This is a genomic window from Pantoea sp. BRR-3P (assembly GCF_039621635.1).
Classification (GTDB): Bacteria; Pseudomonadota; Gammaproteobacteria; order Enterobacterales; family Enterobacteriaceae; genus Pantoea; species Pantoea floridensis.
In genome coordinates, this window is record NZ_CP155068.1 from 108,973 (window position 1) to 125,118 (window position 16,146).

8 protein-coding genes and 2 pseudogenes are annotated in these 16,146 nt (G+C 43.7%); 7 read left to right on the plus strand and 3 right to left on the minus strand.

What is annotated here, in order from left to right; all coding sequences use genetic code 11:
• Positions 1–291 precede the first annotated feature (291 nt).
• The gene (locus AAGR08_RS23400; protein ID WP_345830885.1) at positions 292–2,814 is read left to right on the plus strand and encodes a hypothetical protein; all 2,523 of its coding nucleotides are present in this window, start codon (positions 292–294) and stop codon (positions 2,812–2,814) included.
• 270 nt (positions 2,815–3,084) lie between these two features.
• On the opposite strand, the gene AAGR08_RS23405 is transcribed toward AAGR08_RS23400, so the two are convergent.
• Positions 3,085–3,456, minus strand: coding sequence for a helix-turn-helix transcriptional regulator (locus tag AAGR08_RS23405; RefSeq protein ID WP_049852802.1), 372 nt, complete (start codon positions 3,454–3,456; stop codon positions 3,085–3,087).
• A 749-nt stretch (positions 3,457–4,205) separates the two neighbouring features.
• Here AAGR08_RS23405 and AAGR08_RS23410 point away from each other — a divergent pair.
• Positions 4,206–5,726, plus strand: a complete 1,521-nt coding sequence (locus tag AAGR08_RS23410; RefSeq protein ID WP_049852803.1) for a recombinase family protein — start codon at positions 4,206–4,208, stop codon at positions 5,724–5,726.
• Between the two features lie 254 nt (positions 5,727–5,980).
• Positions 5,981–7,387: an ISNCY family transposase gene (locus tag AAGR08_RS23415; protein ID WP_345830888.1), complete on the plus strand. Its 1,407-nt coding sequence runs from the start codon at positions 5,981–5,983 to the stop codon at positions 7,385–7,387.
• Positions 7,388–7,423: 36 nt separating this feature from the next.
• On the opposite strand, the gene AAGR08_RS23420 is transcribed toward AAGR08_RS23415, so the two are convergent.
• Positions 7,424–8,056 carry a hypothetical protein gene (locus AAGR08_RS23420; RefSeq protein WP_345830890.1) on the minus strand — a complete coding sequence of 211 codons (633 nt, stop codon included), beginning with the start codon at positions 8,054–8,056 and terminating at the stop codon, positions 7,424–7,426.
• Between the two features lie 123 nt (positions 8,057–8,179).
• Here AAGR08_RS23420 and AAGR08_RS23425 point away from each other — a divergent pair.
• The 4 genes and pseudogenes from AAGR08_RS23425 to AAGR08_RS23440 all read left to right on the plus strand — a co-directional run.
• Positions 8,180–9,382: pseudogene (locus tag AAGR08_RS23425) on the plus strand (ISNCY family transposase); the annotation flags it as partial.
• 475 nt (positions 9,383–9,857) lie between these two features.
• Complete coding sequence (locus tag AAGR08_RS23430) at positions 9,858–11,039, plus strand: PAS domain-containing protein (protein ID WP_345830892.1); 1,182 nt, start codon at positions 9,858–9,860, stop codon at positions 11,037–11,039.
• Between the two features lie 1,746 nt (positions 11,040–12,785).
• A complete protein-coding gene (locus AAGR08_RS23435) occupies positions 12,786–14,444 on the plus strand; it encodes a methyl-accepting chemotaxis protein (protein WP_345830894.1) in 1,659 nt (552 codons plus the stop codon).
• A 605-nt stretch (positions 14,445–15,049) separates the two neighbouring features.
• The gene (locus tag AAGR08_RS23440) at positions 15,050–15,238 is read left to right on the plus strand and encodes a general stress protein (RefSeq protein WP_345830895.1); all 189 of its coding nucleotides are present in this window, start codon (positions 15,050–15,052) and stop codon (positions 15,236–15,238) included.
• Positions 15,239–15,681: 443 nt separating this feature from the next.
• Here AAGR08_RS23440 and AAGR08_RS23445 read toward each other — a convergent pair.
• A pseudogene (locus AAGR08_RS23445) lies at positions 15,682–15,959 on the minus strand (resolvase); the annotation flags it as partial.
• Between the last annotated feature and the right edge of the window lie 187 nt (positions 15,960–16,146).

Here is a 16,146-nt window from a genome sequence, read left to right on the forward strand (position 1 = left end):
CTATAAACTGCTGGTTGTTACAACTTAAATGAATTGGCTTAGGGATTTTTTTCACCTTATAAATTCTTAAATTATCAAGGTGAAATTTAGGTGACTAAATGGCTTACTAGACTATGCAATTGAATTTTAATCATTTTCATGAGAAATGAATCTATATTTCATAAATTTATTAAAAAAAACGAAGTGTAACAATGCTACTAAAAACTTGATAATACACCAACATAAGATTATTCTTAAACCTTGCTAATGCATTGAGTTAAAAAGACAATTCTCAACTGGGAGTGTAGTGAATTGAAAAATACTAAATTAGATGACATCCTTGAATCGCTGAAAGATATAAAAAAACATAGCCTAATGAGAGATGAAAATGAGGCTGAAACACGACATAAAATCATTGATTTTATATTACATGATTATCTTTCGTGGCCAAGAAATAGAGTTTCTGTCGAAGAATATATTGCACCGGGGTTTGCTGATTATGTTTTGAAGAAAACAAATGACGAAGATCTATTATTTATAGAAGCAAAGAAAACTGGCGTTTTTTTTGAATTGCCGCTAGCGCATTCTGATGAAGAGACATCATGTTATATCAGCATAGCGAAATTGTTAAGCAATGAGAACATTCGCTCTGCTATGAATCAGGTAAGAAGATATTGTTTTGATACAGGCTGTGAATATGCATGTATTACCAATGGATTAGAATGGATATTTTTCAAAACTTTTGAAAAGGGAAAAAGATGGGAGACCCTTAAAGCATTTGTAGTGAGAAACCTTGATTTCTTTTCGAAGGAATATACAAAAGCAATCAATAATTTATCATTCGTAGCAATTACTGAGCGCGCCTCACTTCCATCCTTTTTAAGCAGTGCCCTTCCCAAGGATAGAAGTATCTTCTTTCCAAAAGAAAAAATATCATCATATTCTCACACAATAAATGTTAACAGGTTGGCCATTAAACTACGACCAATTATAAATAGATATTTCGGTGTAATTAAGGATGATGACACTGATTTTATGGAAAGATGTTATGTATCTCAACGTGAATACCAAGGCACTTCAGATGGCATGAGGGTGTTGATCCAAGATTCTCTGTCTCCTTATTTTGAAAGTTATGGTGTTCAGCAACTTGATGATACGGGTAAAGGTGGTCGTTTAGGAGGGCGCCTCACAAAAAATATTAAAAAAGATCGTAAAGGTGAGGTTCTGGTTCTGTTTGGAGGGAAGGGTGCAGGGAAATCTACCTTCATCAAAAGGCTGCTTCATCATAATGCTCCTCGATGGCTAAAAGACCATGCTGCGATAGCCATTATTGACTTACTGAAAATACCAGAAGACACGTCTCTCATTAGGACATATATTTGGAATGAAATAATTAAGAAACTTGATAAAGATGACTTACTGAACTCAGACAGAGAAATATTAATAAATAGTTTATTTCATGATAAATTTATCACTGCTAAAAAACAGAATCTTGCTGGGCTTAGCGAAACGTCTGAAAATTACAATATAAAATTAAATTCTTTTATCTCGGATTGGAAAAATGATTCAACATATTGCGCTTCAAGATTAGTGGAGCATCTTTCAAAGTTAGAAAGAGGCACTATTATCGTAATTGATAATACTGATCAATACTCAACAGAGATACAAGATTTTTGCTTTTCATGTGCCCAAGAGATTTCCGAGAAACTTAAATGCATAGTTCTTATCTCCATGCGAGAAGAAAGATTCTATGATTCAAAAATTCATGGCGTATTAGATGCTTATCAAAATTCAGGATTTCATATAAGCTCCCCTAAGCCCTCCGAGGTTTTCAAACGAAGGTTAGATTATACAGTACATTTACTTGAAAGCAATATACATGTCACTCAGGACTTAGATGAAGATGACGCGTATTTTAGTGATAATGACAATCAATTTATTCAAGACAGCGCCATGTATCTCAAAATATTAAGTAGGGAATTCTCAAATGATCGCTCCCCACTCAATAACTTTTTAACTGCATGTGCACATGGTGATATTAGACTCTCACTCGATTTATTTAGAAGTTTTTCATTATCCGGCTACACAAATGTTGATGAAATGATTGCTAACAAATCATGGAATTTCATGATTCATCAAGTTATAAAACCTGTAATGACTCCGGACCGTTATTTTTACGATGAATCTTTAAGCGATATTCCAAACATTTTTCAATTAAGATCATCAAGAAATAGCTCACATTTTACGGGATTGCGCATCCTGAGAAAATTAGCAAAAGGAGAAGATCCTACTTCTCCATCCTATTTTTCAGTGGCTGAGTTAGTAGCTTACTTCACTGAAACTTTCAGTATGCAAGATGACTTTATTAAAAACTTGGATGTCCTTCTACGTCATGGTTTTGTAGAGTCAAATAATAGGTTAGATACTTTCTCTGAATCTGTTGATAGGATAAAAATAACAAACTATGGTATGTATATGCTCAAGGAACTAGCATATTACTTTACATACCTTGATCTTATATGCACAGACTGTGGAATATTCGATGAGGAAACGAGTAATTATTTAACTGAAGCAGCTAGAAAAGAGTATCATTATTTCACTAGCAGGGACAGAATTAAAAGAGTTGAAGTTCGTTTAGAGAGGGTTGAAAAGTTCATCCAATACATTCACTTAGAGGAATTACGTGAAAGAGATATTTATTCTTTAGGCATGCCTCAAGACGAAATGTTTTCTCATAAGGCACTTGATAATTTTGATAGTGAAAAGCAACGTGTGATTAGAAGTGCAAAAAGACAGAACTTTAAGTCCTCAAGTAAGCGTCAACCATATAGATAGCCCTCATTTAAGCCACAATATCGTGTGGCTTAACCTTTAAGTAATTTTAATCTATTATAATAATTAATAGCCTCTTGGTCTCTAAAGAAAACAGTAAAAGTTAAGAATAAAATAAGATGTTGTAAGTGCTTTGCATAATTATAATTTAGCACTCCTTATAAGCTATTGATCTTATTCCATAATTAATATTATGTGTACTTAGCCATTGTAGCAAAGTCGTTATTTCAGCTCGCTTTTAACGCCTGCAGATGGCGCGGGTACCATATTACCTCATTCATCTGTTAACTGCGCTGGCACACAACCGTACAACGCGGCCAGCTTTACAATAGTAGAAAAGTGAGGTTTTGACCCTCTTTCGATCGCCGAAACAGTAGCCTGTGTAATACCCATCGCCTCAGCAACCTGTAACTGAGTTAGATTGCGGTAAAGACGCCACGCAGCTCGAAGTGTGACGCCTTTTTCAATTGAGATGTTCATTACTATGCCAGGAACCTTCGATTCCTCATTAAGACCTGCCGGGTGAGGGACTGAATCCCATAGTTCAGGAAGCCAGTTGTCGCTGATGAGTTTTTCGAATAATTCAATGGGTACGATTGCCGCTTTACGTTTGCCGGAACTATCAGTAATAAATTCAATTTTCATGTATAAATTCCAATTAATTCATCAGGCGAATTCAAGATATGTATATTTATCCACAAAACGCGCTGGCTCAGCAATAAGTTATCAGTTTCACGGAATTATTCAGCCTTATCGACTATAATGCCTCAAAAACCTCATCCAAGGTGGTATTACTATGCAGTCTAAGATATCAACCACTCCAATCCATCTTCGCCCTAGCTGGCCGGGCTCATCATCTCAATAAGTCCGCTAATGTACCTCTGCCGCTAACAGTGAATTATCGGTCTTTAGGATGGCCAGTATGGCATGCGGAAAAAGTTACTTAAGTATTTCGACGCAGGTAAACAGACGAAACAATACCTCATCAACTATTAAAATGTCTCAAATAAGAAAATAGTACAATTATTTTCCGTTTTCCTTTGCCACCTTATCGCTGATAATGCTGTCCGCCGAACATAAGGCACCAGCAACAACTTCATGAGGCTGATACTCTCCTTAAGCAACATTCAGGATATTTCTGTTAAGTATGCTCTTACCTGCCGGGAGCCGATTGACGTTTTGAAATCTACTCGTAGCTCAGCTATGACCTAAGTCTAATGGGTAACTAAGGCCGCTATAGGACTGAAAAAATCCAGAAATTGAACTCACCAAGCATTTCCGGCCTAAAGTTTTGCTATATTGCTTCTGATGACCTTATGCGTATCTCAACACAACAGAACGGCAATCTTGCATGCAGATGCCCTCACATATTAATGCTCGCTGTGGAGATCGTTATGAAAAGGGCGATTGCCTATCTGCGTTTTTCCTCACTGACACAGCTTCAGGGCGACTCCGTCCGCAGGCAGAAAAGACTAATTGATGAATGGCTGAAACAACACACTGACTACTACCTCGATCCGGTGACGTTTGAGGACCTCGGCCTCAGTGCCTGGCGCGGTGAGCATGCTGCCCGGGGCGCCTTTTCCGCGTTCATGGAGGCAGTGCAGCGTAACCTCATAGAAAGCGGCAGCGTGCTGCTTATCGAAAGTCTGGACAGGTTGTCGCGCGAAAAAATCGGCGATGCAACCGGTCGGCTACACGCAATTCTCAAGGCTGGGATCGATGTCGTGACCCTCAGCGACAGCACGCATTATACTCGTGATTCGCTAGACGATCCCTTCGCCATCATCAGGGCTATCCTGATCGCTCAACGTGCGAATGAAGAAAGCGAGATTAAGTCAAAGCGTATGCGCGCGGCGTGGGCTGAGAAACGCAGGGAAGCGGCGCAGAGCGGCCGCGTGATGACGACCAAATGCCCTTACTGGCTCAGGGTTAATGACGCGCGCGACGGTTTTGACGTACTGGAAGACCGGGCAGAGGTTATACGGCAGATTTTTCGCTTACGCCTGGATGGGCTGTCTTACGGAAGAATCAGTCGCGAGCTTAATGAAAGAGGCATTGAGAACCTCAAAGGCAAAGCCTCCCAGTGGCATTCTGCTTCTGTCGAGCGCCTGATTAAGAAGAAATCCGTGATCGGGGTCTTGCAGTCTTCCCGGCACCTCATCGTCTCCGGCGTTAACGAAATTCCCGGCTATTACCCTGTAATAATTGAGAAAGAAGATTTTGAGCGCGCCCAGCTGATAAATTTTGAGCCTGAAAGCAGGAAAGACAGTAATTTCAATCCTTACCTTATAAACATATTCAGAAGCCTGATGCGCTGTAAACAGTGCGGCCACTCCATTATTCTGTCCGGCATCTCGGCGAAAGGTTACGGCCACTATGTCTGCGCCATGCGCCGGGAAAACCGTTGTCAGTCGGCCTATCTCCGCCGGGATCTAACCGATCATTTTCTCATATCAGGCCTGTTAAAAGGAGCATCCGGTATGTTTACCCAACAGTCTGAGGCGGACCGGCTGTCGGTTATGGCATCACGAAGAGATGAGCTGTCCGGCAGGCTACAGAACATCATTACGGCCATTGAACACGCACAGGATGTGGCCGAGCTGAGCATGCGGGCAAAAGCGCTGTCGGCTGAAATCAGGCAGCTCGAAAGAGAGATGACATTGTCAGACGGTGAGAAAAATATCAGAGCAGCAATCCCTGAAAACTGGATAAATATCGGAGATCGCAGAGAATGGCAGCGGCTTGCCCGGAAAACGGTGCGCATTATTAAAGTGGACGCGTCTGCAAAAACCTGTGATGTATACCTCATTAATGGTATGAACATAATTAATTATCCGCTGGCGAGGCCGGTAGCGTGGTCTGGTATTGTGGATGCCATGGCCTGGTCAGACGAAAAAGAAATTATCCTGTGACATCCGGTAAAATAATGTTAGTTCAACAGTCCGTCGCTAGGATTATCGCGGGTTACAGATTATTGGTGAAGGTGGTGAGCTGATAGTGATTTGAGTGCGCGTTTAGATACTTCATTTAACATAATTATGATTGTACGCCCTTTGATTGTAGCACCCCAATAGTAATGTCCGTCTGTGGCTCAATTAACATGACCGCGTTAAGGTATCTCTCACAGCGTCGTTTTTAGTCAGTAAAAACTACCGGGAGACTTGCCGTGATCGCAGATAGCTCAGGGGTATTTACGTTGAAAGAGATCAACCGCGTCAAAGTCATTCAGGATGTTATCGAGCGCCGCCTCACCACGCACCGCGCGGCATTACTGCTTGAGATCAGCGACAGGCAGTGTCGCCGGCTTCTGGTGCGCTACCGTGAAGAAGGTCCGCTCGGTATGGGGCACAGACGGCGCGGCATGCGCGGCAACCGGCAACTGATGCCGGGTCTTGCCGAACTGGCTCTGGAACTCATCAGGACGCGATACGCTGATTTCGGCCCCACGCTGGCGTGCGAAAAACTCTATGAACTTCACGGCCTGCAGCTTGGCAAAGAGACCGTGCGCCGCATCATGACGCGGGCCGGTCTCTGGATCCCTCGCAAGCAAAGAGCCGCCAGGATAGCGCAGCCCCGGTACCGTCGGCCGTGCACCGGCGAGCTGATACAGATTGATGGCTGCGATCATGACTGGTTTGAAGGCCGCGGTCCCGCCTGCACGGCCCTTGTGTACGTTGATGATGCAACCAGCCGGATCATGGAGCTTCTGTTCGTCAAATCGGAGTCCACCTTTTCGTATTTTGAAGCCACGCGGCGCTATATTGTCAAACACGGGAAGCCCCTGGCGCTTTACAGCGACAAAGCAGGCGTTTTTCGGGTTAACAACAAAAGTGCGACCGGCGGTGATGGCCACACGCAGTTTGGCCGGGCGATGTACGAGCTAAACATCCAGACTATCTTGGCAGAGACCAGCGAAGCTAAAGGCCGCGTTGAACGCGCTCACCTGACACTGCAGGACCGCCTCGTCAAGGAGTTCCGCCTGGAGGGGATCTGCTCAATGGAAGACGCCAACGCATTTGCCGAAGGCTACATTGCGGATTACAACCGTCGCTTCGGTAAAGTACCCAAACACGACTTTGATGTTCACCGTCCACTGGAAACTGATGATGACCTGAACCTTATTCTGACGGTCCGCGAAAAACGTAAGGTCTCCAAATCGCTGACGGTGCAGTACGATAAAATGCTATATTTGATTGAAGACGGTGAATACAGCCGCCGCGCAATGGGTAAATACATCGACGTCTATCATTATCCTGACGGGAAAAAAGAACTCCGGCTGAACGGTATTGCTCTTCCCTACTCCACTTACGATCGGCTTTCCGAAATTGATCAGGGCGCGATTGTCGACAATAAGCGGCTTGGCAGAGCGCTTGAGTTTATCCAGCTGGTACAGGAAAAACGGGATGATACCCGCTCGAAGTCCGTGCCTGCCGGTGATGGCCCTTCACGCAGGGGCCCAAAGCCTGCCGGGAAAAAATCTCAGCGTTCACTGGATCAGAATGACATGCTAGACGCGCTGCAGCAGCTTCAGTCCCGTTCAGAGGAGATATTTGGGAAGAAGCCAGGTGGATAACGTGAATATACCCGGTTATTTATATATTTTGTGTATTTACCAGATTATATCAGTAGGCCACTCCCAGTCTGTATTTGTTATCAGGCCTATCATTTTTATATCCTGCTTGTCTTTAGTGAATTTAACCCAATGCTCGTCGAAAGAGTTGAGTATTTTATCCAGATTTTCTTTTCTTCCTTTTGGTGACAGATTAATAAAATAACAGCACCGGCTGTCAATATTATCTTCGACCCAGTCGAAATCAGAATTAGAAGCGTTTTTAGCGGTTTTAATGACGTCCTCAAAACGTTCGGGGATTAATTGTTTGAGCGCAGACTCAAGTACAAATTCAAAAGCATACATAACAGATAACTTAGCTTTGTCTGTCTCAATATAACTCATTGAACTCCTGAGGATTGCTGCCTGAAGCAGCACGAGGGGCCAAAGCAGTTCCACACCATAAAGCTGATAAGTCTCGCTGTAATCGTAGAGGTATTCATCTGTTCGCCGCTGGCCTTCCCGGGCTTTACGTATGTCATAAGCAAGCGCGAGCATGAAGCCGTCTTTATTTTTTATCAGCGGACTTTCATCCACAATATAATGGATAAGCTCATAGAGTTCATTCAGCGAAGCTGTATCCCCCCATAACACAATGCCACCATTATTCGGAGTCAGTTCAAATCGAAACATAAGCTTAACCTTCTCATTCAAACAGAATGGAAAGTCTACCAGTAAAATATATTGAGGACATTTTAATTGAGCCTGAGAAAGGTCACTTTAATTGGGGGTTGACATTGATTGTAACGACTAAAACGTGGTAATCGCCAGCTTGTTCCTGGCCTTGCTGAACTTGCTCTGGGCATCATCAGCGATAATTATGCTGACTTTGGTCCGACGCTCGCCTGCGAGAAGCTGGCCGAACTCCATGACGTTGTGCTGGCTAAAGAGACCGTGCGTCAGCTGATGGTATGAGCCGGACTCTGGATCCCCCGGAAAATGCGTGCGCCGAGGATCCAGCAGCCGCGGTATCGTCGCGCCTGCGTTGGCGAGCTGATACAGATCGACGGCTGCGACCACCGCTGGTTTGAGGAACGTGGTCCTGCCTGCACGCTGCTGGTCTACGTTGATGACGCGACCAGCCGCCTGATGCAGCTCCACTTCGTAAAATCTGAGTCCACGTTCACCTATTTTGACGCCACGCGCGGCTATCTGGAGCTGCACGGTATGCCGCTGGCATTCTACAGCGACAAAGCCAGCATTTTTCGCATTACCAACAAAAATGCGGCTGGCGGTGACGGCCAGACGCAGTTCGGGCGCGCGATGAACGAGCTGAACATCAGCGGCATCTGTGCCAATACCAGTTCTGCCAAGGGCCGTGTTGAACGTGCACATCTGACGCTTCAGGACAGGCTGGTCAAGGAGCTGCGGCTGCGCAAAATCAGCACGCCGGAAGCAGCCAACGCCTTTACCGCTGAGTTCATGGCGGACTACAACCGGCGTTTAGCGAAAGAACCGCGACATGATTTCAACGTTCATCGGGCACTTGATGCAGACGATAATCTGGATCTGATATTCACCTGGCGCGAGCCAAGGCGCGTCTCAAAATCGCTTACAGTCCAGTATGATAAAACGCTTTATATGCTTGAAGACAATGATAAAAGTCGTCAGGTAATGGGGAAATATATCGAGATTTATCATTATCCGGATGGAAAAATAGAGCTGCGGGCAAATGGTACTGCACTTCCCTGCTCTGCTTATGACCGCCTGGCGGAAGTCGACCAGGGCGCCATCGTTGAGAATAAGCGGCTGGGACACGCGCTGGCTGTGGCTAAACTGGTTCAGGAAAAGCGCGACAGCACGCGTTCACTCTCGGTCCCGTCAGGCAGCGCCCCCAGTCGCAGAGGACAGAAAAAAGACCCGGCGAAGAAGTCACAGCGCTCTTTAGATGAAAATAATTTGCTCGAAGCCCTTGCTGACTTACAGACCCGCAGCCAGGAGATATTTGGCAAGACCTGACGGACATTTCAATTTAGCTAAAACCCGGATATTTAAAACCAGCCTCAACACAGATTGTTACTCCAAAACGCTGATGTCGTACGTAACAACTCACCGATGTCGTCTCTTAACTAGCCTTAAATCTCCACAGGCTCAGCTCAGGATGCAGACTTTATGTTGGTGACTATGACAGATAAAGATCTATACCGGCTCGGCATCATTCAGCGCGTTCACGACCACACTTTGCTGCAGCGTTAAGCTGCCCGCCTTCTCGAACTTATCTTAAGCACGGCGCGTCTTGTCTAAAGAGCCCTTGTAATACTGAAAATACCAATGACTGCACTTTAAGTGCCGCTTTACAGAATACGCACTTAACCGAATATTGCTGTTACAGCCATAGCTAAAACCTATTGAGTCTTAACTGAATTTTCAGACATTTCCGCCGATAAGTGTTGAGGGCATACTTTGTGCCAATCCTTGTTGACCAGGAGAGACAATGTTTCGAAATTTATTCGGTAAACAGTCCGCCGCAGAGCAGACGCAGCCATATATCGCTGAAGAGCAAGTCAATAAAGCGCTAGATGTGGACCACAGTGATACCATTCTGCTGAAATGTGTTATGAGCCTCAGTCAGAAAGGATTTTGGTATGTTGAGGCTCCGGTTCTTGGAAGTGACGCGCCTGTATTTTTTTCATCTGAAGCCCGCCAGCTTTTGTCATTACCTCTTCAAAGGGTGCTAGGACTGACGTCACTTACACAGATGGTACATCCTGATTCCAGAGATGATTTTAGACGTTTAATAAATTATACGCTCAACCACGGCGATGTTAATAAACCGGTGCGTTGCCTCTTCAAAACTGACGCAAATGATTTTCAGTGGTTTCGCATAAGTGCATCATACTGTCAGGAGTTTACGCCGCCACGTCTCGTGGCAGTTATGGAAAATATTGAAGAAGAAACCGCTCAGTCTCGCCTTTTTGAAATTGTTTCCACGCGCTTTGACCTATCTCGGGAAATGCTCAATGATGGACTCTGGGACCTAGACATCATTGGCGGAAATCCGCTGAACCCTGACAACGTATTCTGGTGGTCACCGCAGTTCAGAAAGCTGCTTGGCTTTGAAACTATTGAAGAATTTCCAGATGTGATGGATAGTTGGGCGTCACGCCTTCATCCGGATGACAAACAAGCTGCACTCGATGCTTTCGTCAGCCACCTAATGGATTTCAGCGGTAAAACCGGTTTTGATATTGAATATCGTCTTAGATTGCGCAGCGGTGAATACCGGTGGTTTCAGGCTCGAGGCCAGACTAAACGTGCATCTGATGGCACGCCTCTGCGTGCGGTAGGCGCGCTTATTGATATCCAGGGCCGTAAGGATCGGTTGCTCCACGAGGAAAGCGAGGGCAGGCGAAATATTCAGACAGCCGAAACTGCAAAAGAAATTGCCGAGCTGGTTTCTGAAAACGCAAGTATAGCGGCGCAGATTAAGCTCATTTCATTGAACGCCAGTATTGAAGCCGCAAGAGCAGGTGTACATGGCCGAGGGTTTTCCGTTATCGCCAGTGCTATCAGGGGGCTGGCGGAAAGAACGGCAGATATTACAGGACAGATTTCTCGTCTTCAAATGCGAATAAGGAATTTTGCCAGCAGTACAGAAAATCCTCACAAGCATTGAGCATGCATCAACGTTTTTCCTGGCTGACTCAAGATCTATTCCGGAGTAAAGCCTGTCTCTGGATTAATGTGGCCAAAGCTTGACCGCGGCCATATGAAATTAACCCCCAGAACGTCTTACATTCCTAAATGCGAGCGTGTTCTGGGACTCCTTTATCATTTTTAACCGAATATTATTACCTTTTCATATTTGTCGGCCTGTGTCATATAGCAGACATGCTCTCTATGAGTGGAAAGCTAACTTTTATAATGCAGAGAAATTTTTCTTCAAAATTCAAGAAAACGCATTATATAAACATTTTCATCTGGGTGCTTTTTGGTAATCATTCCAAGTAATGAGTCCCATTTATTACTGGTCATGCGGCATCTGCTCCCTATAATCTGGGCGGACATAGAAAACGTCTATTCATGCGATTGATACTATCCCCTATCATGGCCACACTGCCCGAACCTTGGATTGCTGCAGGAGGATTGGTCCGATTACTACGCCGACTATGAGGACTTGTCAGCGGTACGGCAGCAAGTAGACTAGCCAAAGCACTACCCATCCGAAAACCTCAATTGCAAAGATCGGCAAGTCTGTTTTTGTGTTTCACAATGTGATTTTCGCTTGAGCTTTACCGGTAACACTCTATGTTAATGAGGAGGCTTAAATCACACATATGGAAGGAAGGTTAACTATGGCAAAGTGTAATATATTTAAAGTAATCGAATTGTCTGCAATTCTTGTCTTCGCGTTAGTTTTGATTTATTTTGTCGCAACCGGAATATTTTCATCTCTTGGTATAGATCATTCATGGCCATATCCTAGCAAGTAAATGAGGTCGGCCCCAGGGAAAACAATTATTTCTTGACTATAAAAATAATAAACCTTCATTCCGCTGTCTCTTAAGCAGGGTTGATTCGCATAAATCGACCGTATAAGCAAACGTGAACCGCTGTATATTTCCATAAGGAGAAACCCTCTTACTATCATTAACCCCATGACACTCATTTTTTTAAAAATATAAAAATGATCTCTCACCTGCAATGATAGCCTGATGAAATTACTCCCCTGAGATTTGCATTGCTTTATTCTGTTAATATTTAACTGATTTGGCAGCAATGGATGCGTTGTTAGTTATAATCAGCCTTGGCATTCGAATGTTAGAAAAATTTCAGCATGTTTAATCTAAATATCTCAACTGAAGTTCCATGCAGTTAAAGTAAAAACTGACTGATTTTGGGTCAGTAAAAGCAATAATACCTGAACCTTTGAACCTTGATTATGGGGACGATTTTTTAAGTCACTTCACTCAATGATCCATACCCACTAGAGGTTGGTGAGAGGCATACATGAAAATATGATAATATCATGTACGTTCAAATGCTTAATCTAAAACTGAAAGCTAGCAATGAGCGGATAGTAAAATTTCAGTTTAGTGTGCGAATGAAGCTGCAGAAGTTAGCCATAACCTCTGATGCTCTTCTTCCTCGGGCAGACCTAGAAATCCATGCCAATGATAAAGTTCTTAATAATTTTCATCTATCTCATCCTTTTTGAATATGAAGCTTATGAAAGTTGATAACGAGTTGTTACTTTCTTTACAAGGTGATAACTATAATCAATTATTTACACGATGTGCTAGTACATCTGAAGAAACTTTCAAGCCTGTTTGAAAAATATATTATTTATAAATAGTTAAAGCTTGGTAAAACTACGTCGATAAGCTCTGTTGCAATATTTGACATTTACATCAGGGTTCATATGACTATTACACAGCGTTTGTTGCTGGTATTTTTTTTACTGGCATTATCACTTCTCGCGATTGTTTCCGTTTCACTCTCGGTAATCTCAGGCTTCCAGTCTCGCTTTGAATATGTTCAGGCCAATGCAATTCCCAGCATCAAGGATCTCAATAAATCAATTAGTTACACTAATCAGTTAGGCATTGCACTCTACCGCCATCAGACCGCTTCAGGTAGTCAAGACCAGAACCAGGCTGAGGAAAGGATAAAAGATCTGCTGAATACGTTAAAGTCGCTTACGGATTATTACATGGAAAACGATATCTCCAGTGATGAAGATAAAGCGATGACCGAGCAGGCTTTTCATAACATTGATGCGGTTCGTGAGGCCTTACCGGCTTTTTTATACGCCTCAAAAAGCCAAGACAATACGCTTTCTCTGGCTTTACTAAAAGGTGAAAATGGGGTGGGCGCCGCAACACGTAAAATGGAGTCAGAGTTCACGAAGCAAATTGATTTGAATATAAAAATTGGTGCTGGTTTAAGAGAAATCAACAAGAAAATCTACACACAGATTGTTTGGATGATGAGCGGAGTGTCAGTGTTAGTCATCATCGGTCTCGGTATATTTTCTACCAGTATTATCCTTGGCATTAAGCGTAGTTTGAATAGTATGACCAATACTATGACTGATGTTAGTAATAACCTTGATCTTACTCTAGTAGCTCCAGTACTTAGAAATGATGAAATCGGTCAAACCGCATCAGCATTTAACAACTTGTTGATAAAAGTCTCGGCAACACTTTTGTCTGTTAACCATGCGGCACAATCAGTCAGCACAGGCTCCACCCAGATAGCTGCAGGGAACGAAGACTTGTCATCACGTACTGAGCAGCAGGCAGCTTCGCTAGAGCAAACCTCAGCAAGTATGGCCACTTTAAGTGATACCGTTCGTCAGAATGCTGATGGTGCAGTTCAGGCCAGTGAGCTAGCGAATAATGCTAACGATTTATCCCAGCGAAACGGGAGTGCAGTCAGTCAGATGCTGGAAACAATGTTAGAAATACGTGGAAGTTCCTCAAAAATTTCCGAAATTACAGGTTTGATTGAAGGGATTGCATTCCAGACCAACATACTTGCGCTTAACGCTGCGGTAGAGGCCGCGCGCGCTGGTGAGCATGGTAGAGGATTTGCAGTCGTTGCTTCTGAGGTTCGTAATCTGGCCCAGCGCTCCTCAACTGCTGCTCGCGAGATAAACGAGCTTATTTCAGTTTCCGTTGCTCAAGTCGAACAGGGTCTTGAGCAGGCAACGCACGTGGGTAATAATACAGAAAATGTCAGTAATGCTATCCAGCAGGTTGCCGATCTGGTTAATGAAATTGCTGCAGCAACCTCTGAACAAAGCAAAGGCATAGAGCAGGTTCATCTTGCCATTGGACAGATGGACGAAGTCACACAGCAGAACGCTTCCTTGGTTGAAGAAGCTTCTTCTGCATCTAAGTCTTTGCAGGAGCAGGCTGAAACCTTGTCGAGGCTGGTTTCTACGTTCATTTTAAACGAATCCACAGCTCAGGTTGGTGTAGCAGTTAACGCACAGACAGCCAGAACGTTACAACTTCAAAAGAATACTCCGTTAATTGCTCCAGAGGTGAGTAAGGCAAACTGGGAAAGCTTTTAGTTCTTAACTTTCTAACCATCGATTTACCCAACGAAAGCGCTATTTAATCAGCGCTTTCACTTTTTACGCTTGGCTGTAAGTCTCAGAATATCAAATGTCTGTGAAAAATATTTGGCATGTAAAAATCTAAATATAAAACACAAGTCTCCATTTCCAAAATATTTCACAGCTCAACTTGTTATTACAATGGTTTAACATTACTTAGCGTGGCTGAGGAGGAGCATGGATTTTTTAGGTCCATTAGTTACTTATGGCCTACTCTGATAAAAGTCAGGTCCATTTTTAAATGGTCTTGCCAACAATTTGACGCCATTGCATCCTCCCTTAGTATGAAAAACCTCGATTCCACTGATAGATACATCAATTTGCAATCAATGCTGTTCATACAAAAGAATATTTATATCAAAGTTCTTGTCAGGAGAAAAAGCAGTGCCAATTAAAACCAGATTTTCGAACATCATCACTTTTTTTTAGAAAGAAAATTACTCAGAATTAGTATCATAAATTACCTAAATTTGAATTTTTTTTATTCCTTGCTAATGTTTATTAGTGTTCATAACTAAAGTTTTATAAATAATTTTTATTCACTCTCGTCAGGAGTTAACATGGTCACACATCGTGGTGGAGCAGGTAATTTCGCTGAGAATCATGAAAGAGCAGTTGAGGCTGGCCGAAAAGGCGGCCGCGTAAGTGGTGGTAACTTTAGGAATGATCCGGCTCGCGCCGTCGAGGCAGGGCGTAAAGGAGGAACCATCAGTAAACGCAAGCCGTTGTCACAAGATCATTCAGAATAAATAAATTTTTTTAAAAGCCGCTTGCAGCGGCTTTCTTTAATCTTTGTAACTTTCTCTTGCTAGTAGTCATTATATTCTCAACAAAGTTATCCCAACTCTGTCTGCTGATGTTAAAATTAGGTGTGCCAGATTATTGGATTACGTAACCAGCAACCTTATTATCCCCTTCTCAGTTGTATAAGCAGCAGATCCGTTTATGTCTTGATTTCTAACGCGCTGAAACTTTTCATGCATACAGATTTAACCATACGGTAATCCATTTTTTACAGATACTACGCGGAAGTAGTCAGTAGCACTGAAGAACGAGCACATGTATACCTCACATGCTCCCCAGAGAAACAAGCAGCCATGACCCTGAGTTCAACGCGTCCGCAGTATACAAATATGGCTTAAACCTTGAATGTCTCCACCATTCCGCGCTGTGCCTGTTCTGAAAGTGACTGTTAGGCGGACGAGGATTATTCCATCAGAGCTGCATTATTCTGCGTTCCCCCGTCGATCTGGCTGACGGCAATGCTGACCTGAGAGATGCCCTGCATCTGTTAGGATGAAGCCAGCGAAATATTATCCATGGCCTCGGCCACTTCGCCCACCATACCGACAATTTTCAGTATGCTGCACCTGCACCTGCGACCACACCGCTATCAACAACACTTACTGCCTCCGTCATCAGTTGCATGATGTCATGCACGGCATTAGCACTACGCAGCGCAAGCGTCCTGTCAAAGCTGCCACTGTATGCCCGAGTATATAGGGGTGGAATTAATTTCTGATGCGATTTAAGCGCGGGAAAAGCGGAGGGTTTCGTACCTGACAGGGTCTCCGGCCTGTACACGCCTGCGCGCGACCGGTGAGGATCTCTTCTTAGTCGTGTTCCGGCCAGAGCTGGACTAAGTCCTTTGGCGTCA

Excerpts from the sequence above, each read along its gene's own strand:
- AAGR08_RS23405 (WP_049852802.1), bottom strand. The coding sequence starts at position 3,456 with ATGAAAATTGAATTTATTACTGATAGTTCCGGCAAACGTAAAGCGGCA.
- AAGR08_RS23410 (WP_049852803.1), top strand. The coding sequence starts at position 4,206 with ATGAAAAGGGCGATTGCCTATCTGCGTTTTTCCTCACTGACACAGCTT.
- AAGR08_RS23420 (WP_345830890.1), bottom strand. The coding sequence starts at position 8,056 with ATGTTTCGATTTGAACTGACTCCGAATAATGGTGGCATTGTGTTATGG.
- AAGR08_RS23430 (WP_345830892.1), top strand. The coding sequence starts at position 9,858 with ATGTTTCGAAATTTATTCGGTAAACAGTCCGCCGCAGAGCAGACGCAG.
- AAGR08_RS23435 (WP_345830894.1), top strand. The coding sequence starts at position 12,786 with ATGACTATTACACAGCGTTTGTTGCTGGTATTTTTTTTACTGGCATTA.
- AAGR08_RS23440 (WP_345830895.1), top strand. The coding sequence starts at position 15,050 with ATGGTCACACATCGTGGTGGAGCAGGTAATTTCGCTGAGAATCATGAA.